This window comes from Sphingobium sp. Leaf26 (assembly GCF_001421665.1).
Taxonomy (GTDB): domain Bacteria; phylum Pseudomonadota; class Alphaproteobacteria; order Sphingomonadales; family Sphingomonadaceae; genus Sphingobium.
Map to the genome: position 1 here is coordinate 1 of NZ_LMKV01000015.1, position 24,847 is coordinate 24,847.

Consider the following 24,847-nt stretch of genomic DNA (forward strand, 5'->3'; position numbering starts at 1 on the left):
AGTCCTGCGTAGATCGACATGGTCACCCTCCTGCATTGAAGCGTTCATGCGACTTCGTACCATACAGGAGGGTGGCTACATCAATTACGCGGTGTCCCAGTTATTGCCGCGAAGCGGGCGGGGCGCGCACGACCATCGGCCAGACAAGCAGACGCAATTTGCGCCAGTTGTAGTCGGCCCAATTTGATCCGTTTTCTCTGGGCAGCAGTGCCCCTCTGACGTTAAGATGGCGAAATGCGAACCGATCTCGAACATTTGCCGGCCAACAAGCAGCGTGAGCTAGACCGGGTAAAGCAGATCATCTTCGAGGAATTCGAGGATGCGCTGGCGCTTGCCCGGCATGACTGGAAAAAGAAGGGCCGCATTTTGAAGGTCATTCTGTACGGCAGTTATGCTCGCGGCGGATGGGTGGATGAACCGCATACGGCCAAAGGCTATCAATCCGACTATGACGTCCTGATCATCGTCAACGATCAGCGCCTGACTGATCGCGTCACCTACTGGTCCAAACTCGATCAACGCCTCATTCTCGAACTGACCGTTACCAAAGGGCTGCGGACGCCTGTGAACTTTATCGTTCACACTCTGCAGGAGGTGAACGACGGCCTGGCCCACGGACGCTATTTCTTCATGGACGTCGCCCGGGACGGTATCGCGCTATATGAGGCGGAAGATACCGAACTTCACCAGCCCAAGCCCAAAACGCCGCTCCAGGCACTGGAAATGGCGCAGGAATATTATGACGAATGGTTCCCGTCAGCGATGAAAAGGTTCGAAGGCGCTAAGTTCTACATTGAAAAAGGCTACGTGAAAGACGCAGCCTTTGATTTGCATCAAGCATGCGAACGACTCTATCATTGCGTTCTACTCGTCTGCACTTTTTACACCCCACATGTGCATAATCTGGGCTTTTTGCGTACACAGGCCGAGCGCATCGATCGACGTCTCGTCCACGTCTGGCCGGGGGACACGAAAAAGGACCGCGCAGCCTTTGAAAAGCTCAAGGACGCCTATGTGAAGGCGCGCTACTCCAAACATTATCGTGTCTCCCTCGAACAGCTCAACTGGCTGGCGGAGCAGATCGAGGAGCTGGGTCGCGTGGTACATATGGTGTGCTCGGAACGCTTGGCCGTACTCGAAGGCGAGGTCCGCAAGGCGGGCTGACCCACCCTTGCATGCCCTTTACCAAGTTGGCATGATCGCCGCGCACTACGGGATCGATCTGGCTACCGGGTGTAGGATTTACCTGCCAGCATCATGCACACCTGTCCTGTCCGGACGGGTGGCCGTTTCGGGATAAGGCGCACACCGCGCTGGACGACGGCGACCATCGCTGATCTGGCTGTCCGGTTTTCCGGATACTCCAGCATGCCGCGTGGACGCTTTCCATGCCTTACCATTGCTGCCCGCCTGCGCGGACGAACTGCGAGCCATTGCCATGAGCGCCGGGCGAAAGGACCGGCAGGTGCTGTCTGCGTCCAGTGCGGACAGCGCGCTGCTAGACACGCTCTTTCGGCAAGAGGCTTCGCGCCTGCTTTCCTATTTCCGGCGAAAGACCGGGGATGCCGAAGCCGCCAGTGATCTTGTCCAGGAGAGCTTCGTCCAGATCGCGCGCGTCCCGCGCATTGGCGATTTGGTCAATCCCGCCGCCTATCTGCAGCGCGTTGCCCGAAACCTCCTCTTTGGGCGCTCCCGTGGACCGCGCCGAGCGTTCGAGCGGCAGATGGTCGCGCTTGAAGAGGACATCGACTGCGCCCATCCGCCACAACAGGAGATGGAGATCGAAGCCAGTCAGCTCCTTGTCCTTTACGAAAGGGCCGTTGCCGGTCTAGCGCCAAAAACACGTGAGATTTTCCTGATGAGCAGGCGCGACGGCATGACCTACAAGGAAATTCAGGCGAAGGTCGCGCTGAGCATGGGCGCAGTGGAATATCATATGATGCGCGCCATAGCCCATATCGACCGTTATCTGGACGACCATGACCAACATGCCCGCTGATCCCGCCCCTGACCTGGACCCGCCCACCGCTGCGGCCATGTGGTTGGCAAAAATGCAGCGGCCCGATGCCGCGCGATATCAACAGGATCTGGATGCGTGGCTCGCCGCCGACCCTGCCAATCTTGCGGCTTACAACAAGGCGGCCGGCCGTTTTCACGATGCGAAGATGTTGAGCCGGTCAACGCGATGGCAGCCAGCGCCGGTCGATAGTCCCGCTCACCGCAAGCAATGGGCTCTCGTCGCAGTCGTTGCCGTGGTGTTGGGCGCAACCTGGCCGCTCTGGAACACGCTATCACCCCCTGCCATCATCGACACCAATAGTCGGCAGACCGCTGCAGCCGACACGGTTGTCGCATCAGCCACGATAGACAATCAGCATGGTGAGATTTCCCGTCGGCGACTGCCCGACGGATCATTCGTATCGCTGGATACGCAAAGCGCGATGCGATTTGCCTTCAATCCCAAGGCCCGGGATATCTGGCTGGATGCCGGCCGCGCGCGCTTTTCCGTTGCCCATGACGGTCGCCCCTTCATCGTGCACGCCGGAACAGGTACAGTGACAGCAACCGGGACAGTGTTTGACGTCGCCATTGCGCCTGGAGGCGCGGTGCAGGTCAAATTGCTGGAAGGGGGCGTCGATGTGCAACCGTCGATCGCACGTCCAATGCCGCCGCGTAAGCTGAAGGCGGGTCAGGCCCTGACCTTCACCCGGATCGATCATGCCGTGCTGATCGCCGCCATCGACCCGCGCGACATCGAATGGGTCGATGGCATGATGGCATTTGAATCCGCCCCCCTCTCGGAAATCGTCGCTGTCGCCAACCGGTACGCCCGCGCGCCGATCCGCATCGAGGGCAGCGGCCTTCCTGACATGCGGCTGTCCGGACGGTTTCGGATCGACGATCCAGACCGGCTCGCTGCCAACCTGGCCCAAAGTCTCGATTTAACCGTAGAACATCAGCCGTCAGGTGCGATCATCCTGCGACGCTGAAATTATTTTACGTCCCCCTTAAGGTCTTCGCCTAACCCTGCATCGATCCCCTTGAACGACCGCCAACGGCAGGCGTCACAAAAGGGGCTGACTATGCGTATTTCCGGATTTCTGCATTCTACTCTTCTCGCCAGCGCGGCGCTGACCACGCTGGCGGTGTACCAATGTGCTACGGCCCAAACCGACGCCGCGGTGCCTTACCATCAGTCCAGCCAGCCAATGGCCGAGGCGCTGCGCGAGGCCGCCGCTGCATCCAGGATGGAGATATTCTTCGTGCCTGCCGATGTCGCCGGGCTTACTGCGCCATCGCTCCAGGGACAATTCACGCCGCAGGTCGCCGTCGATCGATTGCTGGCCGGAACCGGCCTGCATGCACGCATTACAGACGGGACCATCTTCATTCGGGGGCGAGACGGGGCGGCGGATGCCCTTGCCACGGGCGCAGCGGCGACCGCGATCGTCGTCACCGGATCCCGGCTGAAGGGTGTTACATCGCCATCACCCACCATCGTGCTCGATCAGGAAGACATGCGGAACGCCGGGCAAACCAATCTGGGCGACGTCGTCCGGAGCATCCCAGAGAGTTTCGGCGGCGGCCAGAATGTGGGTGTCGGACTGAATGTCCCTTCGGCCAGCGGCGTCAATGTCGGCTCGGGATCAAGCATCAATCTGCGCGGCCTGGGATCGGATGCAACCCTGACGCTGCTGAACGGTCATCGGCTGGCCTATAATGTATCGCGGCAAAGCGTCGATGTGTCCGCCATCCCCATGCTGGCCGTCGATCGGCTCGAGATTGTCGCGGACGGTGCGTCGGCGATCTACGGATCGGACGCTGTCGCCGGCGTTGCCAACATCATCCTCAAACGCGACTTTGACGGCGTCAGCACCAGCGCCCGGCTGGGCATGTCGACCGATGGCGGCAACGAGCAGCAGCAATATGGCGTTATCGTGGGAAAAAAATGGGGCCGCGGCGGGGCTTTCATAGCCTATGATTTCGAACGCGACACGGCGATCGAGGCGCGCCAGCGCAGCTATACCGCCAGCTATGGCGCGCAATCCCTCTTTCCCGCTGTGAAACGGCATAACCTGATCATGAGTGGCCATCAGGCACTGACCGCCGACCTCACATTTTCGCTCGATGCGCTCTACAACCACCGCACCAGCCTCTACAATTATCCGCTGAACGCGACCGGAGACTATCGCCAGTTGGGAACATTGCTGTTTCCGCGCAACACTTCCTTCGCTCTGGCGCCGTCGCTCGACTGGTCGGTCGGCCAGGGCTGGTCGCTCTCCCTTGCTGGCATGTACGGCAAGGACAAGACGCACTATGATTCCGACACCTATATCGGCGGATCCCTCTTTTCGTCGGTCCGCGCCTGCTATTGCAACGATGCCCAGTCGATTGAACTGAATGCCACCGGGCCACTGATGCAGTTGCCCGGTGGCGAGGCCAAACTCGCCGTGGGTGGCGGCTATCGACGCAATGGATTTCATGCCTATCGGACAACCGGCTCGCCGCAGAACATCAATGTGTCCCAGGACAGCTATTATGGTTTTGCAGAACTGAATCTGCCGCTTGTCTCGCGCATGATGGACGTGCGCTTCGTCGATCAACTGACATTCAGCGGCGCGATCCGCTATGAAGATTATCCGGGCATCGACAAGATCGCCACGCCCAAGCTCGGCCTCATCTACGCACCGACGCCCGATTTCTCATTGAAGGGATCCTGGGGGAAATCGTTCAAGGCGCCCACCATGTTCCAGCAATATTCCGGGAAATTTGTATCGGTCACCGCTGTGCGCAATGTGGGTGGATTGGGCTATCCGGCGAACGCCACTGCGCTATTGGTGACCGGGGGGAACCCCGATCTCAAGCCTGAGCGCGCCACGAGCTGGACAGGGACGCTCGATCTCCATCCCCGGGCAGTCCCAGGCCTGCAGATCGAGCTGAGCTATTTCGACATTGCCTATCGCGATCGTATCGTCGCACCCATCACCTATAGCAGTCAGTCGCTGAGCAATCCCATCTATGCGGATTTGATCAATGTCTCGCCATCCGAGGCTGACAAGGCGTCCGCGCTGGCGAATACCGAGTCGATCAATTATCTGACCGGCGCCTACGATCCGGCGACCGTTGTCGCCATTGTGGATAATCGCAACGCCAATGCTACGCGGCAGAATATCAAGGGCGTGGATCTGTCCGTTCGCTACGCGCTCGCCCTTGGCGGCGGGCAACGACTGACATTGAGCGCGAACGGCAGCTATCTGCATAGCACGCAAAAGCTCAGTGCCAGCCAGCCGCTCGTGGCTCTGGCAGGCACCATCTTCAATCCGCCCCATTATCGGAGTCGCGGTGCCGTCACCTGGACCAACGGCGCCACATCCTTGTCGAGCATCCTGAGCTATATGGGATCGACAGAGGACCTTCGCTTCACGCCTGTCACCCGATCGGGCGAGATGACGACGATCGACCTTACGGCGCGGCATCATATAGGCGAGGCGGGTCTGCTATCGAACATGGATGTGGGGCTGACCCTTCTCAATATCCTCAATGAGAAGCCGGGGGTCGTGCGTCGCTCGCAAGTCTACGATCTGCCCTATGACTCCACCAACAATTCAGCGATCGGCCGCTTCGTCAGCCTTTCGATCACCAAGCATTGGTGATCGTCATGACATTGGCATGGATGAACTATCGCGCACGGTTGTTGATCGTGGGCATCGGCCTGTTCTTGGGGAATGTCTGCGGGACGCCAGCCATGGCCTCGCAATGTGCGGATTTGCTACCCGGTTTGCGTCAGGACGTCGCGCGCGCGGTGACGGCGGGCGATATCGCGAAGTTGCGGGACATAGGACCAATTGGCGGCATGCCTACAGGACAAAGTCCGCTTGCCCTCTCACCTGATGGGCGGTCGATCGCCTTCATCCTGACCCGGGCACATCCTGAAACCAACAGCTATTGCCAGGGCCTCGTGGTGGTCGACATTCGGCCGGACAGCGTGGCCCGGCTTATCGATCAAGGTGGAGAATTGATCCGGGTTACCTTCCAGAGCGAGCAGCGCGGACTTCTGACCGATACGGGTATCGCGGCGATCAACCAGCCGCGCTGGTCGCCCGACGGCACCCAGATTGCCTATCTGCGCAAAGATCGGGGCAGGACGCAGGCATGGCGTGCGAGCGTGCATGGCAAAAGCGGCACGCGGGTGTCCCATTCCCCGGTCGATGTCGAGGCCGTGGCCTGGTCGGATGACGGCACGGCGCTGATCTATGCCAACCGGCCATCCCTGATTGAAGAAAATGCGAAGCTCGATCGGGAAAGCCTGACCGGCTACCTGTTCGACGATCGGGCGATGCCCATCTATGGTGACCGACCGATGATCCGGGGGCCATTGCCCCTTCATTATGCCGCTGCAGACGTTTCATCGACGTCCTCATCGGATCGCTCCGCGACGCCAGCCGAGCGGACCGCGCTCGACCGGATCGGTCCGGGCATGCTGCTGGGACGACCTTTGGCCATCACTGGGCCTTCTGGCGAGGAAGGGTGGGTGAAGGCGGAGGTGCCCGATCGTTATCTCAGTCCTATCCGCTTGTGGGGCAAGGACCGGCAGGGACGTGAATGGCAGTGTCAGCACAGCAGCTGTTCCGATGGCATCATCGGCATGTGGTGGTCCGCCAAACATGGGGCCGTCCGGTACCTGCGCCGCGACGGCAATGGCGGCAGTCGCCTGACATTCTATCTATGGACGCCGGGACACGCCGCACCGCGAAAGATGTGGGGGACTGATGGCCTGTTGACGGGGTGCCTCCCTGCGGAGGATCGTCTCATCTGCGCCCAGGAAGGATCGACCCAGCCCCGGCGCATCGTGGCGCTGGATGCCGATACCGGCCGATCATCGGTTATCTTCGATCCAAACCCGGAATTTCAGCACTTACAGATGGGAAAGGTCCAGCGCCTTTACTGGAAGAATCCGTTGGGCTTTGAGACCTTCGGCGATCTTGTTCTGCCCGCCAATTACCCCGTCGGCGCAAAAATGCCGTTGATCGTCGTCCAGTATCGAACACGCGGCTTCCTGCGCGGCAGCATCGGTGACGAATATCCCATCCATGCCTTTGCGGCGCAGGGCTTCGCCGTCCTGAGCGTCGAGAGCCCGCCATTCTTCGCTACCAGTCTAAAGCAAGGCAACTGGCGGACGTGGAAGGATGCGGAATCGGAAAATGTGAAAGGGTGGCGGGAACGGCATAATGTGGCCTCGTCCATCGTCGCTGGCGTCGAGACAGCCATGGCGACAGGCGTGATCGATCCGAAGAGGATCGGCCTGACCGGCCTGAGCGATGGCTCGACCACCGCTTGGTATCTGCTCATCAATACCGATCTGTTCGCTGCAACCTCCGTCAGCACCTGTTGCGCCGACCCCAAGACGGACCTGATCATGGGTGGACCGGCCTGGGAAAAGGAACGGCGGCGTTTCGGTTACCCCGCGCCAACAACGGATGATCCCGCCTTCTGGAAAGCCATTTCGCCCGCCATGAATGCCGCCAGGATCAAAGGACCCGTGCTGATGCAACTAGCGAGCGACGAATATTTGCGCGCGCTCGAGGCCTATACCGCCTTCCGGGAGATCGGCCCGCCGGTCGAGATGTTCCTCTTCCCGGGCGATCACCACATCAAATGGCAACCGGCTCACCGCATGGCCATCTATGCGCGCAATATCGACTGGTTCAATTTCTGGTTGCGTGATGCCGTCGATCCGGCGCCGGAGAAGGCGGCGCAATATGACCGGTGGCGGCGGCTGAAATCGCAACGTCGTCCATAATGCTATGGGTTCATCGTTAGCGCGCTGCCCATGACTGCGCCCATGCTTCCGCATCGACAAGGCGCATCATCCGCCAGAAATCGCCGTTTCTGGTATGATGCGACCGATCGATGCTCTGCTCGATTGCGCCCATATCCAGAAGGCCCGCCTGTGCCAGAAGACCTTCCCGTAGCATGGTCGCAATGCCCTTCCGATGGGCTTCGAATAGGGTCGCCACGAAGCTGTCCGGCGTGCCTTTTGACAATCTAGCGATGAGCGGCGGGGGCAAGACATCTTCGAACGCCTTACGGGCGACGCTGCGATTGCGGCCGTCGCGGCACCAGAGCCAGGATGGAATTTTAAGGCAAAGTTCCACGATTGGCTGCGAAAGCAGGGGCGAGATGACGGGCCTATTGAAACCACGTTCGCTGTCGAGATGGTTCTGGATGCGCAAGAGCAGGGCGATATGGCTTGCCGTTCCCGGCAGCGCACCGTCGGGCGCGTCCAGCCAATCGTGGCTGCAGGCTGCAGTCGCCTCCTGCGTGGCAAAGAGGGACAGAAAGCTCAGGTCCGGCTTCCAGACATAACGGGCTGCCTTCTGCCGACTCTTCCGCCAACCGCTTCTGGCCACAGACCAGATATCTGCATGGGCGAGCGCGCTCATATCCATGATCGCCCGCCAAGAGCCACGACCTATGCCCTCGACCAGCATCTGATCGGCGATCGGCGCCCCGGATTGCAGATAGCAGAAGACATTGTCACCACCGCCGCCGTTGAAGAAGACATCTGCCCCGACCTCGTCTGCAAGCCCGATCCCCAGCGCGTCGCCTGCCTGAGCGAAGGATCGGACCGAGGGGCGTGGAAAGCGGGCGGCACCTGAGCGATGCAGGTCAACGAGGCCCACTTCCAGCATTCTTTCGAACAATGGCTGCCCGAGCTGATTGGTCAGTTGCCGGGCATAATCTCGCTCGTCTCCCGACGGATCGGCGGTCACCAATGTAACATGGCTTGCTCGAACATCCTGGGGCATGGCCGCCGCGACGACGGAGGAATCGAGGCCACCCGACAGATAGAGCAGGACATGCTCGAATGGCTGCGTCCACGCCTGTACGCAGTCCATGATAGTCTCGCGCAGCAGGCGGACGGCCTCAACCTCATCGCGGATGAGCGACAGGCGATCGGTGTGCTGCCACGGTGACCAAAAAGCCGCAATATCTTGCGAACCCGTCTCGGCAATGTTCATATGCGAGCCCCCGGGCAGTTCGGTCAGGCTTTTGATACAGGTCTGCGCCGGACGCATTTGATCGGCGATCAGGAACCGCGCGAGTACCCGCCAATCGATATTGGTCCCGACTAGACCTGCCTCGACAAGCAAAGCCGACTCGGACGCAAACGCAATGATTCCTTTATGCCGCACATGATAGCAGGGGACCATGCCGGACGGATCGCGGGCGATCTCGATCGCGATATCGTCCGGGCTCTGCCGGACGGTGACATAAGCCCCCCAGTTCGACGACCCGCGACTGGCTGGCGGTACTTGGGAGATGGCCACGACCTGGCGGCTGCGACCGCCAACCTTTTCGAACATATAGCCCAGGATGATCCCGGCGCGGTCATCCGCCATGACAAAAGGGCTGCCGGGTTCAACCAACACGACCGCGCGGCCGAATGCGGCCACCTTTGTAAAACCCGTCACGGCAATGACGCGATTCACGACTGTCTCGATGCTTTCGAGGAGATCGCCGGGAAAGACGAGTGTGATGTAGCGGAGCGCCATTATAAAACGAGGATCGGCTTGAAACGCCGCACATGATCGACACGATCGTCGAGAATGAGATCGTCTTGCTCGACCCAGCTATGCGCCGAGAAGGGATGCAACTGCACGCCAAAGACCAGCCTCGCATCATGGCCGCGCTGCTGCGCATGACGGTAGAGCGCCAGTGCCCGGATCAGGCAATGATCGACTGGGAGATAGTAGCGACGCGACGCCTCATAGGCAGCGCACAGTCGCCGCATGCCGGGCGCGGACGATCCAGGGACAACAGGCAGTGGCGTTGCTTCCCTAAGCCGACGCAGGGTCGTCGGCAAACCCTGCCGCTTCAATGTGCGACGCATTGCCGCCAAACGGACAATAATCTCAGGAATCTGGGCCGCTATGCGTGAGGTGCCGTCCTCTTCGTCGAATATGCTGCGCCCGGCTGGTATATGCTGACAGGGTTTGAGTGGCTTGGCACCTTCACCGTAGCCAATGATTCCCGCAGCGTGCAGCGGCGCTATCTCCTGTTCTGGAACGCCCGCATCGGGGGACTTCAGGAGCTTTTGAAGACTGTCGCGCGCAGGCCCTGACAGACTAAAATAGCGATCCGCCTCATAATCCATGAAGATGAGGTGATGCTGGATTTCACAGAATGTCAGTCCGGGGCGAAGCGACAAGGCCATGAAGGCGCCTTTCCGATGACCGGTGCGCGGGAGCACCGCGCACCGGCAGTGGTGTCAGTCGTCGGAAAGGCCGACCGGGTTCTGCAGCCCGATCTCGTCACCCTGGCCAAGGCCCGGGCCCTTGGTCTCGACGCTGATTGCGCCAAGGTCGATCATATCGTCGTTGCGACGTTCGACAGTGTTTTCCATCACACGTTCCTCTTCGATAGACCGCGATCCATTTCGCGGCACCGACAAGGATGTGCCCGGCGATCGATTATAAGAATTTTATAATCCGATTATAATCGCGACCGACCTTCGATCCCCACGCATAATGGACATCTGATCGACTGCTAACAGGGAGAAGGCAGCCTATTTCCGACGCGGGACGTGACCGTGCTGTGAGACATGAGTTGGGATCATGCGCCGCCGTCTTTAGCAAAGCCTGGACATACACGACAGCGACCCGGTCACGCCCGCTCTGCCGGCGGCATTGATCCAAATCTATCCCGACATTTCTGCAATCGCAAATTCTGCCATCTGTAGGAGGTGCCGCGAGGGTTCGTTTTTCCCCCATTTCTGGGGATTTTCAGCATGAGCGAACCGCGAAACATTGGGTTTGTCTGAAGAACCAATGCGGCGAGGGTTGGAGCATGATTGAAATCCGTCACCTCCATTATGTCATAGCGACGGCGGAGCTTGGGAGTTTTAGCCAAGCGGCCGAGTCGCTGCGCATCAAGCAATCTACATTGAGCCAACGGATCCGCCATCTCGAGCAGCGGCTTGGCACCGACCTATTCGAGCGCTCGACCCGCGGCGCCCGACTGACACGCGCGGGAGACCATTTTATATCGGGCGCGCGCCAGCTTGTGGCTGATCTCGACAGCCTTCATCGCAATATCATCATCTTTGGACAAGGGCGCTGCGGTGCGCTGAAGCTGGGCCTTTCAGGCGCAGTGCCCAGCGGCGCGGTGCAGTCTCTCATGCTGGAATTCAGCAAACGCCATGCAGACATTCAGCTGTCTGCTGTGGTCTGTGACAGACAGGCGCTTGTACGCGACTTCGAGCGCGGCCAACTCGACGCCATCATCGTTGCAGGCCATCTGGCCCCACCAGGCGCGGCATATCACGCTATTGGCAGCAGCCGTCTTTTTGCTGTCATGGTCTGCGACAACCCTCTAGCGTTGCGTGCGCCGCTGTTTTGGTCGGATCTGCGCGACCTTACCCTTCTACTTGCGGACAGCGCGCGCGGGGACGACCTGCTCTCCCAGATTGCGGGACGTCTTACCCTGGCCCAATCGCAGGCTGGTCTGGACCGCGCGGCGATCGTCCGTAACCCGCTGAATTTGAATGGGCTCTACCAACTGATTGATGCAGGCTGTTTTACCATCGTGCAGGAGGGCGCGTTCGCTGGCTTGCCCCCGCATCTCGTCGCCTTGCCCATCCACGAGCCCCATGGCCATGCGCGCATCGATTTTGGCCTCTGTTGGCGCGAAGACGCTAGCAATCCTGCGCTCGCCCCTTTGCTTGGGACCATCATGACGGTTGCCGAGAAGCCTTACCATTGCGATGCCTTGCAAAGGCGCGGTCCCCCGCCATGAACCGTTCCAACATGGGGCTGATGAGGCGTTCGGGTGAAACCTGCGCTTCACCCGTTTCGTTGGCCAACGCAGCAGCGTATCGCACAAGGTCGCGATGGACATTGGCGGGCAATTCCAGACTGATCTTGACGGGCTTGTCGTCCGCCAGCGATCCCAGGCGCAGCTTGGCCATCACCGATTGCCTTGAGGGGGAAGGATAAGGTCGCGCGTCATCATGACGCGCAGCGGATGGCCCGGCCGGATGGTCAAGGTCGGCGCTATCGCTATCTGACGCTGTATGATCTGTTGCCCGGCCTGATTGAAGCTGTCCTGCGACCCCCGGCGCAGCGCCCGGATGATGTCGTTGTCGCTACCGGCCGCCAATTCCGTGCCAAGGCCCAAAAGAGTGGAGATCATGGCAGCGCGCGCAACGCCACCCCAATGATTGTTTACGCTGTCCTGCAAGCCCGAAAAGCCGCTGACATCGGCTCCAGGTTGACGCTCGAGCATCATCGAACGCCCGTCGGGCATGATGAGGCGCGTCCATGCCATCAGAAGCCGCGACTGACCGGCATCGATTTGCGAATCATAGTCCCCGATCAACCTTGCGCCCTGCGGAATGAGCAGGATGCGCCCCGTCGGGCTGTCATAGACATTCTGCGTGACCTGGGCGCTGATCTGACCGGGCAGGTCGGATCGGATGCCCGTGATCAAGGCGGCGGGTATGATGCTGCCGGCCTGCAGGATGTTGGCGGACGCCACGGGTTCGATGGTAGATGAGGCGAGCGAGCGCGTGTCCATGGTGCCCGTGATGAAAGCGCGTTTCGCCGCGCTACCCGATGCCGTCGTTCCTGGTGGGGCGGCAAGGTCCGGGCCGAACGCTGGCGCGGTGGTCGGCGACCCCGTGGCGACATGCTCCGGCGCGCTGCCCGTCGATTCGGCGCTCCCCTGTCCTGTAAACAACTGGCTGGCATGCGCAGCGTCCCGTTCCTGACGCGCCTTTTGCCGTGCTGCGACGGCCGGATCGATGGCCTGGCGATCGGATGGATAGCCTTGCCCGGAAACTTGGTTGTCGTTGCCGCCCTGTTGTGCAGCAAGGATCGGCCGTCCCAGGTCACCCGGCAGTGGCGGTCCCAATTGCGGAACCTGGCTATAGTCCTTGGGCACCGATCCCAGCCCGTCGGCCTTTGCCCGGCCCTCGGTCGCATAGACTTCCTGGCCGACCGGTTTCTCCGGCGGCTGTAGCGCATAGATGAGAGCGCCCCCGATGCTCAAACCTGCAAACACGCCCACCCCGGCCAATGTCTTGCGCGACAGGCGCATTACCAACGGCGCATCGCCTCCCAACTTGAACGGGGCCGCCGAAGACGGCGCGGGCGAACTATCCTGCTCGCTACGGTCGCTCATGGTCGGCTTCTCCTCCCACTTGCGATCCGTGTCAGGCGTACCCGCTGCGCCGTCTTCTTGTCCCCCATGCGCAACTCGGCTGCGCTGAAGAGTCGGTCGATGATGATGAAACGGTCCCGCACCCGATAATTGACGAGCTCGGCATTGCCGCCGCTTCCCAGGATGAATACGGGCGGCATTTCGCCCTGCGCGACGCTTGCGGGAAACTCGATGAAGACCTGGCTGCCGTCGTCGAACGCGCGCAGCGGTCGCCAGCTCGGCTTGTCCCCATCGATCACGTAGCCGAAATCCAGCGAGGCGATGTTAATGCCTGCGGCGATCGGCGCCTTTGCGGCGATAGCGGCGTTGCGCTGTCGAAGCGCGGTCAGTTCATCCTGGGGGTAAGACCAGGATACCGACGCCATATAGGTGGCCGGGGTCGCACGCAGTTCGAGATGATAGGTCCGTCGATCGGTATTGATCACCAGGTTGGTCAGAAGATCGGGTCGCGTCGGCTTTGCCAGGATGTGGACCCGTTGCGTCTCACCCGCACCGCTGAGCGTATCGCCGATAATCCATCTTACGGTATCGCCCGCGGCCACCGGACCCGCCCCAACAAGCATTTCGCCCGGTTGAAGCGCGATGTCGGTCACTTGCCCCGGCGCGGTGTAGACCTGATAAAGAGCGCCTTCCGCCCAGGGATATTGCTGCATGGCGTTGATGAAGCCATCGCGCGCGGGCTCCATGCGGGCCGCGGCATTGGCGGCGACAATCCGGGTCTTTGGATCGGCAAGGACCGGACCAGGGCCTATGGGCGGCACCGCCTTGAGTTGTCCCGGCAACGGCAGCGGCTTTGCAACAGTCACGATCTCGACCTGTTTCTCAGGTTCCGCGATGCGCACGGCAGGCGTCTCGGTTACCCCATGCAGGGCTGGGCGCGTCGCTGCGCAGGCCGTGGTCGTGTTTACGGAAATCAGCAAAGCCGCAATTGCGGCCCCGGAACGATGAACGTGCATCATTGGGAAAGCTCCTTCGACCAGTTGATGGCGTTGACGAACAGGCCGAGCGGGTTCTTGCGCAGGGCATCGGGCGCGGAGGGTGGCTGGATCACGACCGTCACGATGGCCGACCACCGGCTTGTCTCAACCAGTGCCCCATCCTGATATTGCCGCTCGGTCCAGGACACGCGAAAGCTGCTGTCCGACGACCGGATCACGCTCGATATATCGACCGCAACCTGTGCCTTGCCGACAAGCGCGAACGGGTCATTCGCCCGCGCATAATCATTGAGGACCATGGCGCCGCGATCCGTGGTGAAGTCATAGGCGCGCAGCCATGCCTGGCGCAGGACGATTGGATCGGCCGGGATGCTGCGAACCTGCTCGATGAAGCGCGCAAGATGGAAGGCGATCTGCGGATCGGTCGGACGGTATCCCGCATCGGCGGGGCCGACGGCCTGTGCTTCGCCGAACTTGTCCACCTGCACGACCCAGGGCACGATCGAGCCGCGCGCCGATTGCCAGATCAAGCCGGCGGCGAGACCACCAGACAGCATCAGCGTGCCGAAAAAGGCGAGACGCCAATTGCGCGCCTGGACGCGCGCCGAGCCGATGCGATCGTCCCAGGCCTGGGCGGCACGTTGGTAAGGCGTGACCGGCTCCGGGGTTTGGCCGTACCGGATGGATGGTCGTTTGAACATGGTCAGTCCCTTCCGCTCAGATCGATCGACGCGCCGCCACCTCCGCTGTCGCCACCGCGCAATGTGTGGGCGGCGGTCGAAACCCCGTGGGCGATCGCCTGACGCTGGCGCATTGCCGTCGCCCATTTTGGCGGCCCGGACGCAGCCTCAGCGCCATCACTGATCGTCGATGCGCCCGATTTTCCGGCGTTGAAGCTTTGCTTCATTGCATCGGCAGCGCGGCGCAGCGGTGATGTGGCGGCAGAGCCGGCCGCTCTTCCCAACGCACCGATCCCGCCCGCGACCGCGTCTCCCCCGCTCTTGCCCGCTGCACCGGCGCTATAGGTGGCGCTGGTCGATCCGGCCGCACGGGCGGCGGCGCTCGATGCGCTCGCTGCGGCCCCACCGACAGCGCCGGCCGCGAGGCGGGCGCCTGCGGCCCCGCCGGCCAGGGTGGCGCCGGCTGCAATCGCCGTCCCCGCCGCTGCGCCTGCACCAAGCTGCGGCCCCCCAGTGACGATGCCGTTGGCGATGCCGGGGCCGAATATGCCCAGACCAAGCAACGCCAATGAGGCGAGCGCAATCGACATGGCCTGTTCCGCAGTCGGTGCTGTTCCACCCAGCGCATTGATGAACTGGTCGAACAGTCCTGTGCCGATGCCGGTGATGACGGCGAGAACCAGAATCTTGATGCCGCTCGATACGATATGGCCAAGCACCCGCTCCGCCATGAATGCCGTCCGCCCAAAAAAGGCGAAGGGCAGCAAGACGAACCCGGCCAGCGTCACCAGCTTGAACTCAATGAGCGTGATGAACAGCTGTACGGCAAGAATGAAGAAGGCGAGGATTACGATCATCCAGGCGAGCAGCAGCACGGCGATCTGGACGAAATTAGCGAAAAACGAGGTGAACCCCATCATCTCGGACGCGGACGTGAGAAGCGGTTCGCCTGCATCAAGCCCAACCGCGGCAACGCTACCCGGCTTCATGAACTCGGCGAGGCCGATGCTGGCGCCGCTGGCCTTGAGGCCGAGCCCGGCAAAGGACTGGAACAGGATTTGCGAGAGCGAGGAGAAGTTGCCGATGATGAAGGCGAAGAAGCCGATATAGAGCGTCTTCTTGACCAGGCGTTGCAGGACATCCTCGTCGGCACCCCATGCCCAGAACAGCCCGGCAAGTGTCACGTCGATTGCGATCAGCGTGGTCGAAAGAAACCCTATTTCCCCGCCGAGAAGGCCAAAACCGGAATCGATATAGGCCGTGAAGGTCGCCAGGAACCCGTCGATGACGCCGACATCATTCATGTCCGGCACGCTCCTGCCCATCTGATCGGGCGCTGCGGCCATCATCTGTGCCGAAGAAGCGGCGTCGCTCGGCTTCCCAGGCCGCTTCGCAGGTTGGATCCTGTGCCGTGACGTGCCGACAGCGAATAAGGGCGGCCGCGCGATTCTCGGTCGATACCGGCACCTGTGGTATCTGTTCAGGGGGCGTGCCCCGTTGCTGGTGCATGACCGTGAGCACTGCAACCGTCAGCATGCCACCGCCGGCGAGGCCTGCCAGCGCCAGGCGTTCGCTCCGCATCCTATTGGCCCGAACGCGCCATGAAGCGCTGGAATCGGACGCGGCCCTCCGCCTCTGCAGTGGCCGCGCGCGCCGCTTCGATCGTCTGCGCCCGGCCCTGCGCTGCGAGCATGGCGGTGATATCGGCCAGTTGCTGGGATTGGAGCGCGAGAAGCTGATTTCCGGCTTGGGCAGCTTGCAACGCGCCCGATGCCGACTGGCTGGCTGAAACAAGATCGTCCATCGAGGTCCGGGTGCCGTCGATGTTGCCGACCACCCCGGCCTGAACCTTAAGCGCATCCTCGAACGCATCGACGCTGGTGGACCAACGGTCCCGGGCGCCGACGACCAGATCGGCGTCTGAACTCGACAGCGCTATATCGCCATATTTGGTGGAGAAGGCCTGCTCGATCTGGGTCACGTCATAGGCCAGGCGCTGTGCTTGCCCCAGCAGGCGCTGGGTCTGCCGCACCTGCTGCTGGAGCGCCTGAAGGCTGCTGAACGGCAAACTGGCGAGGTTTTTCGTGTCGTTGAGGAGCGACGTCGCTTCGTTCTGCAGCGACCGGATCTGGTTATTGATCTGCTGCAAGGCGCGCGCGGCCTGCATCACATTGGAGGCATAGTTGGTGGGGTCATAGACGACCAACGCCTGTGCCGGTGTCATGGCTAGCGCGAGCGCAACAGCGCACAGACCAAGCCGGCGAAAAATGAAGCGGGATCTCATGAGCTTTGCTCCTTTGGCTCTTGCGTGGAAAGCAGGTCTGCCGCCCAGTCGTGGCCGCATGCGCGCAACCAAGCTGCTGCGAACTCTTCGTCACCCGGTTGGCCCAGTATGTGGTCGATCCTGCGCTGGTCGGACTTGGAGGACGCGGCGGTAAAGGCGAGCGCCACCTCTTTTAGCCCCAAATCCATCAGGCGATTGCCGCGCCGTGACTGGACATAATAATCGCGCTTTGGCGTCGCCCGCGCCAATATCTCTATCTGCCGGGCATTGAGCCCGAACCGGGCATAGATGGCGCTGATCTGCGGTTCGGTCGCTCGCTCATTCGCAAGGAATATCCGGGTCGGGCAGCTTTCGATGATGGCTGGCGCAATGGCGCTGGTTTCGATGTCGGCCAGGCTCTGCGTCGCAAAGATCACGCTCGCATTCTTCTTGCGCAGCGTCTTGAGCCATTCGCGTAATTGCGCGGCAAAGGTCGGGCTGTCGAGCACCAGCCAGCCCTCGTCGATGATGACGAGGCTGGGCGATCCATCGAGCCTGTTCTCGATCCGGTGGAAAAGATAGGCCAGCACCGGAGCAGCCGCGGCGCAGCCCACCAGTCCTTCGGTTTCGAATATCTGGACATGGGCATCGCCCAGTTGCTCAGCCTCGGCATCGAGCAGGCGACCCCAGGCACCGCCCACGCAATAAGGCTGCAGCGCCTGTTTGAGGACTTGGGATTGTAGCAGCACCGCAAGACCCGTCAGCGTCCGTTCGTCGGGCCTCGCGCTGGCGAGCGATCGGAGCGCTGCCCACAGATGGTCCTTGGCCTGGGGATCGAGCGTGATCCCCTCCGCCTCCAGGATCGACCCGACCCATTGCGACGCCCATGCCTGTTCGGCCGGATCATCGATCCTTGCGAGAGGCTGGAGTGATACAGCCGCGTTCTCGGCGTGGAGCCCGGTCCCCAGATCCTGCCAGTCACCGCCCATCGCCAGCGCTGCGGCGCGCATGCTGGCACCGAAGTCGAAGGCGAAAATCTGCGCGCCGGGGTAGCGGCGAAACTGCATCGCTATCAGGGCGAGCAGGACCGATTTGCCCGCGCCTGTTGGCCCCACCACCAGCGTATGCCCGACATCGCCAACATGCAGCGAGAAGCGAAAGGGCGTCGAGCCCTCGGTTTTGGCGTGGAATAGCGGCGGACCATCGAGATGCGCATCGCCCGGCGGTCCAGACCAGACGGCCGACAGCGGCATCATATGCGCCAGGTTGAGCGTGCTGATCGGCGGCTGCCGGACATTGGCGTAGACATGGCCCGGCAGCGACCCGAGCCAGGCCTCCACAGCGTTGAGCCCTTCGGTCGTGCAGGTGAAATCCCGGCCCTGAACGACTTTCTCGACAAGGCGCAGTTTCTCGGCGGCTATTGCACGGTTTGTGTCCCACACCGTCACTGTGGCGGTCACATAGGCCTGGCCGATCATGTCCGAGCCCAGTTCCTGCAACGCCAGATCGGCGTCTGCAGCCTTGTTCGATGCGTCCGTGTCCAACAGGGCCGAGGCTTCGTTGGTCATCACCTCCTTGAGAATGGCCGCGACCGACTTGCGCTTGGCGAACCATTGTCGCCGGATCTTGCCCAGCAATCGGGTGGCATCGGCCTTGTCGAGCATGATCGCCCGCGTGGACCAGCGATAGGGAAAGGCGAGGCGATTGAGTTCGTCGAGCAGGCCAGGATAGGTTGAGGTCGGAAAGCCGGTGACGGTCAGGCTGCGCAGATGGCTGTTGCCGAGGCGGGGTTCGAGGCCACCGACCAGCGGTTCGTCAGCCAGGAGCGCATCGAGGTGCATCGGCGTTTCGGGCACGCGCACGTTCTGACGCTTGGTCGAGATCGTCGAGTGAAGATAGGTGAGGGTCGCACCATCATCGAGCCAGGCGATTTCCGGCAGGAAGCCTTCGAGCAACTGGACGATCCGGTGTGAGCGGTCGATAAAACCAGCGAGCAGTTCGGCTCCGTTGGACGCCGTGGTCGAACGGCCTTCATAGAGCCATCGCTCGGCCCGGGCGCTGTCTTCCGCTGGCGGCATCCACAGCAGGGTGGCATAATAGGCGCTGTCATAATGCGCGCCTTCTTCATGGAATTGCTCGCGTCGTTCCCTGTCCAGCAGTCGCGAAGCCGGATCGGGAAAGACGTCGTCGGGATAGTCGTTCGCTGGCACCCGCTGCGCCTCGGTGAATAAGGCCCAGCCCGAGCCGAGCCGACGCAGGGCGCTATTTAGCCGCGCTGTCGTCGCCACCAGTTCGGCGGGCGTCGCGGAATCAAGGTCCGGTCCCCGGAAACGGGCGGTGCGCTGGAACGAACCGTCCTTGTTGAGGACGACGCCCGGCGCGACCAGAGCGGCCCAAGGCAGGAAATCGCTCAGGCTGCTCGCGGTCGAACGATATTCGCGCAGCGACATCATGCCCGTAGCCAGGTCGGATAGCGAACATGCCGCCGGGCCACATCGACGAAGTGCGGATCGTGGCGGGCGGCCCATACGCCCAGCACATGACCGATGGCCCAAAGCACGAGGCCTGCGATCCACAAACGCAAGCCGAGGCCGACAGCGCCTGCCAGCGTCCCGTTGACGATTGCCAGCGCGCGCGGCGCGCCGCCCAGAAGGATCGGCTCGGTGAGGGACCGATGGACCGGCACGTCAAAGCCTGGAACCTGTCCGATCCTATCCATCAGACAAGCGCTCCGCCGCCGAACGAGAAAAAGGACAGGAAGAAGCTCGTTGCGGCGAACGCAATACTCAGACCGAATACGATCTGGATGAGCTTTCGCGCGCCGCCCGATGTATCACCAAATGCAAGGGTCAGGCCGGTCACCGTGATGATCATCACGGCGATGATCTTGGCGACCGGCCCTTCGATCGATTCCAGGATGGACTGGAGCGGCGCTTCCCAGGGCATAGACGATCCGGCCGCATAGGCCGGGATCACGGACGCCATGGCTATGATGCCAGCGAGCGCCAGATGACTGGCACTCCGGCGGATTGGCACGACAGGCTGGATCATCAAACGTCTCCTTGGCTGGTGATGGAATATTCGCCCCTGGGATCGATGCCATCGACGCGGACCAGTTCGGCCAGACGGCGGCCATGGCCGTCGCGCACAAGCACCGCGACGATGTCGATCGTGTCGGCGATCAGGGCGCGAGGGACCGTGACGACGGCTTCCTGGATGAGCTGCTCCATTCGCCGCAGTGCGCCCATGCCCGATCCCGCGTGGATGGTGCCGATCCCGCCCGGATGGCCCGTCCCCCATGCTTTGATCAGGTCGAGGGCTTCGGCCCCGCGCACCTCACCAATGGGGATGCGGTCTGGCCGTAGGCGCAGGGCGGATCGCACGAGATCGGACAGCGTGGCGACGCCATCCTTGGTTCGCATCGCGATCAGGTTGGGAGATGTGCACTGGAGCTCGCGCGTATCTTCGATGAGGACGATCCTGTCGGTCGTCCTGGCGACCTCGGCCAGAAGCGCGTTGGTGAGCGTCGTCTTGCCGGTCCCTGTGCCACCGGCCACCAGGATGTTCTGGCGCGTGGCAACGGCTTGCGCCAATATGTCGGCTTGGCGCGCAGACATGATATTGGCTGCGACATAATCCGCGAGCGTGAACACAGCGACGGCGGGCTTGCGAATGGCGAATGTCGGCGATTGGACGACGGGCGGAAGAAGCCCCTCGAACCGCTCGCCGGTATCGGGAAGTTCGGCCGATACGCGAGGCGCTCCGTCATGAACCTCCGCGCCGACATGATGCGCCACCAGACGGATGATCCGCTCGCCGTCGGCGGCTGACACGCAGGCTCCGGTATCGCTGAGGCCTTCGCTCAGCCGATCAATCCAGATATGCCCGTCGGGATTGAGCATAATCTCGATGACACCAGCATCGTCGAGCCAGCCGATGATCGCCGAACCGAGCGCCGTGCGCAGCATACGCGAGCCGCGTGTCCTGGCTTCTGTACGGAGCGGATATATGCTCATGGATCGACCCTGCCAATTGCCGAACCGTTGGCGGTCCAGTTCAGGGGATGATCAAGAAAGCCACATTGCCTGTATCCGCAACAATCAAATCGCTTTGGCGTAGGCTGGCGCAGAAAGACAGGGAAACGGCGGTTTTGCTCGAACCGTTGGATGAGGGAGCGGCACACCGCCCCCTCGACATGACGTTACCAATATCGGTGTCGCTGGAAGATTTCGGAAAAGGAGATGAGGCCGTCGAACAGCGCCCGGATCACGAGCGACGTTCTCTTGCGCACGCCATAGCGCTCGCGCGCGAATTTGAGATGCTGGATCACTGTTTCCTTGGAGATGCCCAATATGTCCGCAATCTCGCCGTCGGTATTTCCGCGAGCAGCCCATAGAACGCAGTCGCGTTGACGCTCCGTGATCGCGGAATCACCGGATAGGGTCGTGCGCCCTAGGAGGCGTTGCCCGCATTCGAACGCCAGCCCGCCGATCAGTTGGGCCGTCCAAATCTGATCGAGAGGCAGCGGCTCGTCGGCTCGGGTGACAAATGTACAGGATCCGCTGACTTCGCCAGGGATGTGCGAGGGGATGGTAAAACCTTCACCCAGCCCGTGGGCTTGACCGGCAGCTAGAACGGCACGATCGGCAGGCGTCAGTGTGAGAAATTTTGGAATGGTGAGCCAAGCAAAGCCCAGATGGGTCCGGTGGCTGGCCCGTCGGATGGGATCGCGCGGGCCCAGGTCCCTGTCCACATAATAGGCGGCCCAGCCGCGTGGATAATTGTGGATTTGAAGAGGTTGCTGTTGTGGCATCCTTAGATCGATGTGCTCGGCCAGCGCGAAATAGTCGAAACCCATTTCCCGTGCGATTTTCGCAAGGAACTCCTGGAGCATGTGGATCTCCGATGCCTCCGCTAACGTTGCTGAAAGGGCATCCAAACGTCGATAACGACCCATGATAGTAGCATAATCGACCGCAAGGGCGTTCCCAACCCGCAGGTCTCGCGATTCGCCTTCCTCAATCTATGCGCTCCCCGTTCGTCCTCACAACGATCGTTGAAACGAGGTGAGCGGACAGCATATGGCATTTTCGCTATGTGACAATTGCGTGACGATCATGTGGGATTGCCAACTGTGCAAGCTCAGGCGTCAGCTTGTAACGCAGCAGCGAACCTTAACGCCCACCAGATTGAATCAACGCCGAGTGCGAAATGCCAACGACAACCCGGCTACGCCAGACAACGCCAAATACCGCTACAGTTGCAAATTTGGTGGAGACAATGTGGAGACAGCGACCAATTTAAGGAGCTTTGTCTCCAACTTTCTAATCGCATCATGCCCCAGAAACCATTGATTTTTTGATGATTTCTGGAGCGGGCGAAGGGATTCGAACCCTCGACCCCAACCTTGGCAAAGTTGGAGAAGAAATTGTGCTGACAATTTGCTGACAAACTTTTCAAGTCGGTCGTTGTCAGCATCTCCAACCAGCGCCTGCTATTGTCAAATCACTGAAAATGAAGGGAGAAAATGGTGCTGCCGGTGAGGATTGAACTCACGACCTCAGCCTTACCAAGGATGCGCTCTACCACTGAGCTACGGCAGCACTCTATTTCATCTCCTTAGCGCTATCTGCGCTGCGGAGGCCGGGCCTATGGCCGCCCTCGCAGTGCATGTCAAGGCGGGTTGCGGTCGATCATGCATTTTGCTTATGCGCATTGCATGGCTGAGACGCAGGACGAAAAAAAAGCACGGTTGGCGCAGGCGCTGCGCGACAATTTGCGCAGGCGCAAGGCGCAAGCGCGGGAGGGCGCCACCCCGCCCCCTCCCGCTGATACGTCCGGCGGCTAGGCTTTATAGCGGCGCGCAGGCGGCCTTGAGCCAGGCGAGCGCATCGCCCTCCATTTGCGGCCCGACCAGATCCAGCACGGCGGCATGATAGGCGTCGAACCAGGCGCGTTCCGCATCGCTCAACAGGTCGTTGGCGATGAGCGTCCTGTCGATCGGGGCGAAGGTCAGCGTCTCGAAGCCCAGCATCAGCTTTTCCGCGCCGGGAACATCGCGTTCCTCGACCAGCACCAGATTTTCGATGCGGATGCCATATTCGCCGGTCTTGTAATAGCCCGGTTCGTTCGAGAGGATCATGCCGGCCGCCAGCGGCTCGTCGCCACCACCGAAGGTCGCGATTCGCTGCGGCCCTTCATGCACCGACAGGAAGCTGCCGACGCCATGGCCGGTGCCATGGGCATAATCCAGCCCTTCGGCCCAGAGATATTGACGGGCGAGTGCATCGAGTTGGCCACCGCGCGTACCCTTCGGGAAGACAGCGCGAGCAAGCGCGATATGCCCCTTCAGCACTAGCGTGAAGCGGCGGCGCATCTCGTCGGTCGGCGTCCCGATGGCCAGGGTACGGGTCACGTCGGTGGTGCCGTCGCGATACTGGCCGCCCGAATCGACCAGATAGAGGCTGTTCAGTTCGATCGGGCGATTTGTCTTTTCCTCGGCGCGGTAATGGACGACCGCGCCATTGGGACCGGCGCCGCTGATCGTGTCGAAGGACAGGTCTTCGAGCAGGCCGGTATCCTTGCGGAACGCCTCCAGCCGGTCCGAGGCGGAGAGTTCGGTGAGGCGGCCCTTGGGCGCTTCGACTGCGATCCAGTGAAGGAAGCGGCTGAGCGCCGCGCCGTCGCGGGCCTGCGCCGCCTTGTGCCCGGAGATTTCGGTGGCGTTCTTGATCGCCTTGGGCAGGACGGCGGGATCGCGCAGCGACAGCACGGTGGCGCCGCCTTCGTCCAGCCCGTTGAAGATCGCGGCGACCGCCCGTTCCGGGTCGGCCACGACGGTCTTGCCAGCGAAATCTTCGAGCGCGGCGGCAAAGTTCGCAGCATCATGCACGCGCACGCCATTGCCCAGATGCTGGGCGATGGCCTCGTCCATCTTCTCCGGCGCGACATAGAGGTCGGCAGTCGCATCGGCATGGACGATGGCATAGGCGAGTGCGACCGGCGTACGCTCCACATCCTTCCCGCGGATGTTGAAGGTCCAGGCGATCGAATCGAGCGCGGAGAGGACGGCGGCGTCCGCCTTTTTCGACACCAGCCAGTCGGCCATGGCAGCGCGCTTTTCGGCGGCGGACTGGCCCGCGAACTTGTCGCCATGCACGACCAGCTTTGCATCGCTGCGCGCGGGGCGGTCGGGCCAGACGGCATCGACCGGATTGGTGTCGACCGCGACCAGTTCCGCACCCCTGTCCGCCAGGGCGTCAGTCGCCTGCTTCACCCATGCCCGCGTATGGAGCCAGGGATCATAGCCGATGCGCGCGCCCTGCCCGGCATGATCCTTGAGCCAGGCCGCGATCGAGGTCTGCGGCACGCTTTCATATTGCCAGTTCGCGCCGTCCACTTGTTCGCGGACCTGGAGCGTGTAACGACCATCGACGAAGATCGCAGCCTCCTCCGGCAGGACCACGGCGCTGCCGGCCGATCCCTGGAATCCCGTCAGCCAGGCGAGCCGTTGGGCATAGGCACCGACATATTCGCTCATATGCTCATCGGTCAGGGGGACCACGAAACCGTCCAGCTTCTGGCGCACCAGTTGCGCGCGCAAAGCCTTCAGGCGATCTTCATAACTGGACATCGAACTTCCCTTGGATCATTCCGGCCTCTTGTACCGGCGACAATGCCGACAACATAGAGGTGCCAGTGCGCTTATTCCAGCGCACCGCCCCGTCTGGACCATGGATAGT

General features: G+C 61.6%; 23 protein-coding genes and 1 tRNA gene. 7 read left to right on the plus strand and 17 right to left on the minus strand.

The window, feature by feature from the left end; all coding sequences use genetic code 11:
- The first annotated feature begins 234 nt into the window (after positions 1-234).
- From ASE85_RS12940 to ASE85_RS12960, 5 genes are all read left to right on the plus strand, one after another.
- A complete protein-coding gene (locus ASE85_RS12940; RefSeq protein ID WP_056688961.1) occupies positions 235-1,164 on the plus strand; it encodes a HEPN domain-containing protein in 930 nt (309 codons plus the stop codon).
- Positions 1,165-1,399: 235 nt separating this feature from the next.
- Complete coding sequence (locus tag ASE85_RS12945; RefSeq protein WP_056688965.1) at positions 1,400-1,999, plus strand: RNA polymerase sigma factor; 600 nt, start codon at positions 1,400-1,402, stop codon at positions 1,997-1,999.
- Positions 1,980-2,990, plus strand: a complete 1,011-nt coding sequence (locus ASE85_RS12950) for a FecR family protein (protein WP_056688970.1) — start codon at positions 1,980-1,982, stop codon at positions 2,988-2,990. The genes ASE85_RS12945 and ASE85_RS12950 overlap by 20 nt, the downstream gene beginning before the upstream one ends.
- Before the next feature lie 93 nt (positions 2,991-3,083).
- A complete protein-coding gene (locus ASE85_RS12955; protein WP_156358331.1) occupies positions 3,084-5,654 on the plus strand; it encodes a TonB-dependent receptor in 2,571 nt (856 codons plus the stop codon).
- Between the two features lie 5 nt (positions 5,655-5,659).
- Entirely contained in the window at positions 5,660-7,801 is a 2,142-nt protein-coding gene (locus ASE85_RS12960; protein ID WP_156358332.1) for an Atxe2 family lasso peptide isopeptidase, read from the plus strand.
- Positions 7,802-7,817: 16 nt separating this feature from the next.
- On the opposite strand, the gene ASE85_RS12965 is transcribed toward ASE85_RS12960, so the two are convergent.
- Genes ASE85_RS12965 through ASE85_RS23055 form a run of 3 tightly spaced genes read right to left on the minus strand, consistent with a single transcriptional unit; the run spans position 7,818 to position 10,408 of the window.
- A complete protein-coding gene (locus ASE85_RS12965) occupies positions 7,818-9,557 on the minus strand; it encodes an asparagine synthase-related protein (RefSeq protein WP_056688980.1) in 1,740 nt (579 codons plus the stop codon).
- On the minus strand, positions 9,557-10,219 hold the full coding sequence (locus tag ASE85_RS12970; RefSeq protein ID WP_056688984.1) for a lasso peptide biosynthesis B2 protein: 663 nt from the start codon (positions 10,217-10,219) through the stop codon (positions 9,557-9,559). The genes ASE85_RS12965 and ASE85_RS12970 overlap by 1 nt, the downstream gene beginning before the upstream one ends.
- A 54-nt stretch (positions 10,220-10,273) precedes the next feature.
- Entirely contained in the window at positions 10,274-10,408 is a 135-nt protein-coding gene (locus ASE85_RS23055; protein ID WP_156358333.1) for a benenodin family lasso peptide, read from the minus strand.
- Between the two features lie 443 nt (positions 10,409-10,851).
- Here ASE85_RS23055 and ASE85_RS12975 point away from each other — a divergent pair, with 443 nt between their 5' ends.
- Complete coding sequence (locus ASE85_RS12975; RefSeq protein WP_056688988.1) at positions 10,852-11,799, plus strand: LysR family transcriptional regulator; 948 nt, start codon at positions 10,852-10,854, stop codon at positions 11,797-11,799.
- Here ASE85_RS12975 and ASE85_RS22480 read toward each other — a convergent pair.
- The 13 genes from ASE85_RS22480 to ASE85_RS13035 form a co-directional block, all read right to left on the minus strand.
- Positions 11,735-11,971 (minus strand): DUF2274 domain-containing protein, encoded by a 237-nt coding sequence (locus tag ASE85_RS22480; RefSeq protein WP_082462803.1) that lies wholly within the window; start codon positions 11,969-11,971, stop codon positions 11,735-11,737. The genes ASE85_RS12975 and ASE85_RS22480 overlap by 65 nt on opposite strands.
- Positions 11,971-13,185, minus strand: coding sequence for a TrbI/VirB10 family protein (locus ASE85_RS12980; RefSeq protein ID WP_056688994.1), 1,215 nt, complete (start codon positions 13,183-13,185; stop codon positions 11,971-11,973). Before ASE85_RS12980 ends, ASE85_RS22480 begins: the two co-directional genes overlap by 1 nt.
- Positions 13,182-14,183 carry a P-type conjugative transfer protein TrbG gene (gene trbG / locus ASE85_RS12985; RefSeq protein ID WP_056688997.1) on the minus strand — a complete coding sequence of 334 codons (1,002 nt, stop codon included), beginning with the start codon at positions 14,181-14,183 and terminating at the stop codon, positions 13,182-13,184. Before trbG ends, ASE85_RS12980 begins: the two co-directional genes overlap by 4 nt.
- The gene (gene trbF / locus ASE85_RS12990) at positions 14,180-14,863 is read right to left on the minus strand and encodes a conjugal transfer protein TrbF (RefSeq protein WP_056689000.1); all 684 of its coding nucleotides are present in this window, start codon (positions 14,861-14,863) and stop codon (positions 14,180-14,182) included. Before trbF ends, trbG begins: the two co-directional genes overlap by 4 nt.
- Before the next feature lie 2 nt (positions 14,864-14,865).
- Positions 14,866-16,146: a P-type conjugative transfer protein TrbL gene (gene trbL / locus ASE85_RS12995; protein ID WP_056689002.1), complete on the minus strand. Its 1,281-nt coding sequence runs from the start codon at positions 16,144-16,146 to the stop codon at positions 14,866-14,868.
- Positions 16,139-16,423 (minus strand): putative entry exclusion protein TrbK-alt, encoded by a 285-nt coding sequence (trbK-alt, locus tag ASE85_RS13000; RefSeq protein ID WP_056689005.1) that lies wholly within the window; start codon positions 16,421-16,423, stop codon positions 16,139-16,141. The genes trbL and trbK-alt overlap by 8 nt, the downstream gene beginning before the upstream one ends.
- Before the next feature lies 1 nt (position 16,424).
- Positions 16,425-17,126: a P-type conjugative transfer protein TrbJ gene (gene trbJ / locus ASE85_RS13005; RefSeq protein ID WP_056689008.1), complete on the minus strand. Its 702-nt coding sequence runs from the start codon at positions 17,124-17,126 to the stop codon at positions 16,425-16,427.
- Positions 17,123-19,558, minus strand: coding sequence for a conjugal transfer protein TrbE (gene trbE / locus ASE85_RS13010; protein ID WP_056689011.1), 2,436 nt, complete (start codon positions 19,556-19,558; stop codon positions 17,123-17,125). The genes trbJ and trbE overlap by 4 nt, the downstream gene beginning before the upstream one ends.
- A complete protein-coding gene (locus ASE85_RS13015) occupies positions 19,555-19,824 on the minus strand; it encodes a VirB3 family type IV secretion system protein (RefSeq protein WP_056689014.1) in 270 nt (89 codons plus the stop codon). The genes trbE and ASE85_RS13015 overlap by 4 nt, the downstream gene beginning before the upstream one ends.
- Entirely contained in the window at positions 19,824-20,156 is a 333-nt protein-coding gene (locus tag ASE85_RS13020) for a TrbC/VirB2 family protein (RefSeq protein ID WP_037475283.1), read from the minus strand. The genes ASE85_RS13015 and ASE85_RS13020 overlap by 1 nt, the downstream gene beginning before the upstream one ends.
- A complete protein-coding gene (trbB, locus tag ASE85_RS13025; protein WP_056689017.1) occupies positions 20,156-21,121 on the minus strand; it encodes a P-type conjugative transfer ATPase TrbB in 966 nt (321 codons plus the stop codon). The genes ASE85_RS13020 and trbB overlap by 1 nt, the downstream gene beginning before the upstream one ends.
- Positions 21,122-21,306: 185 nt before the next feature.
- Entirely contained in the window at positions 21,307-22,062 is a 756-nt protein-coding gene (locus ASE85_RS13030; RefSeq protein WP_082462804.1) for a helix-turn-helix transcriptional regulator, read from the minus strand.
- Positions 22,063-22,633: 571 nt separating this feature from the next.
- A tRNA-Thr gene (locus ASE85_RS13035) sits at positions 22,634-22,708 on the minus strand.
- A gap of 116 nt (positions 22,709-22,824) precedes the next feature.
- On the opposite strand from ASE85_RS13035, the gene ASE85_RS24225 reads away from it, so the two are divergent.
- Positions 22,825-22,953: a hypothetical protein gene (locus ASE85_RS24225; protein WP_268795132.1), complete on the plus strand. Its 129-nt coding sequence runs from the start codon at positions 22,825-22,827 to the stop codon at positions 22,951-22,953.
- 3 nt (positions 22,954-22,956) lie between these two features.
- Here ASE85_RS24225 and ASE85_RS13040 read toward each other — a convergent pair whose 3' ends face one another.
- Complete coding sequence (locus tag ASE85_RS13040; protein WP_056689022.1) at positions 22,957-24,738, minus strand: aminopeptidase P family protein; 1,782 nt, start codon at positions 24,736-24,738, stop codon at positions 22,957-22,959.
- Positions 24,739-24,847: the final 109 nt, after the last annotated feature.

Excerpts from the sequence above, each read along its gene's own strand:
- ASE85_RS12940 (WP_056688961.1), top strand. The coding sequence starts at position 235 with ATGCGAACCGATCTCGAACATTTGCCGGCCAACAAGCAGCGTGAGCTA.
- ASE85_RS12950 (WP_056688970.1), top strand. The coding sequence starts at position 1,980 with ATGACCAACATGCCCGCTGATCCCGCCCCTGACCTGGACCCGCCCACC.
- ASE85_RS12955 (WP_156358331.1), top strand. The coding sequence starts at position 3,084 with ATGCGTATTTCCGGATTTCTGCATTCTACTCTTCTCGCCAGCGCGGCG.
- ASE85_RS12960 (WP_156358332.1), top strand. The coding sequence starts at position 5,660 with ATGACATTGGCATGGATGAACTATCGCGCACGGTTGTTGATCGTGGGC.
- ASE85_RS12965 (WP_056688980.1), bottom strand. The coding sequence starts at position 9,557 with ATGGCGCTCCGCTACATCACACTCGTCTTTCCCGGCGATCTCCTCGAA.
- ASE85_RS12970 (WP_056688984.1), bottom strand. The coding sequence starts at position 10,219 with ATGGCCTTGTCGCTTCGCCCCGGACTGACATTCTGTGAAATCCAGCAT.
- ASE85_RS23055 (WP_156358333.1), bottom strand. The coding sequence starts at position 10,408 with ATGGAAAACACTGTCGAACGTCGCAACGACGATATGATCGACCTTGGC.
- ASE85_RS12975 (WP_056688988.1), top strand. The coding sequence starts at position 10,852 with ATGATTGAAATCCGTCACCTCCATTATGTCATAGCGACGGCGGAGCTT.
- ASE85_RS22480 (WP_082462803.1), bottom strand. The coding sequence starts at position 11,971 with ATGGCCAAGCTGCGCCTGGGATCGCTGGCGGACGACAAGCCCGTCAAG.
- ASE85_RS12980 (WP_056688994.1), bottom strand. The coding sequence starts at position 13,185 with ATGAGCGACCGTAGCGAGCAGGATAGTTCGCCCGCGCCGTCTTCGGCG.
- trbG (WP_056688997.1), bottom strand. The coding sequence starts at position 14,183 with ATGATGCACGTTCATCGTTCCGGGGCCGCAATTGCGGCTTTGCTGATT.
- trbF (WP_056689000.1), bottom strand. The coding sequence starts at position 14,863 with ATGTTCAAACGACCATCCATCCGGTACGGCCAAACCCCGGAGCCGGTC.
- trbL (WP_056689002.1), bottom strand. The coding sequence starts at position 16,146 with ATGAATGATGTCGGCGTCATCGACGGGTTCCTGGCGACCTTCACGGCC.
- trbK-alt (WP_056689005.1), bottom strand. The coding sequence starts at position 16,423 with ATGCGGAGCGAACGCCTGGCGCTGGCAGGCCTCGCCGGCGGTGGCATG.
- trbJ (WP_056689008.1), bottom strand. The coding sequence starts at position 17,126 with ATGAGATCCCGCTTCATTTTTCGCCGGCTTGGTCTGTGCGCTGTTGCG.
- trbE (WP_056689011.1), bottom strand. The coding sequence starts at position 19,558 with ATGATGTCGCTGCGCGAATATCGTTCGACCGCGAGCAGCCTGAGCGAT.
- ASE85_RS13015 (WP_056689014.1), bottom strand. The coding sequence starts at position 19,824 with ATGGATAGGATCGGACAGGTTCCAGGCTTTGACGTGCCGGTCCATCGG.
- ASE85_RS13020 (WP_037475283.1), bottom strand. The coding sequence starts at position 20,156 with ATGATCCAGCCTGTCGTGCCAATCCGCCGGAGTGCCAGTCATCTGGCG.
- trbB (WP_056689017.1), bottom strand. The coding sequence starts at position 21,121 with ATGAGCATATATCCGCTCCGTACAGAAGCCAGGACACGCGGCTCGCGT.
- ASE85_RS13030 (WP_082462804.1), bottom strand. The coding sequence starts at position 22,062 with ATGGGTCGTTATCGACGTTTGGATGCCCTTTCAGCAACGTTAGCGGAG.
- ASE85_RS24225 (WP_268795132.1), top strand. The coding sequence starts at position 22,825 with ATGGCTGAGACGCAGGACGAAAAAAAAGCACGGTTGGCGCAGGCGCTG.
- ASE85_RS13040 (WP_056689022.1), bottom strand. The coding sequence starts at position 24,738 with ATGTCCAGTTATGAAGATCGCCTGAAGGCTTTGCGCGCGCAACTGGTG.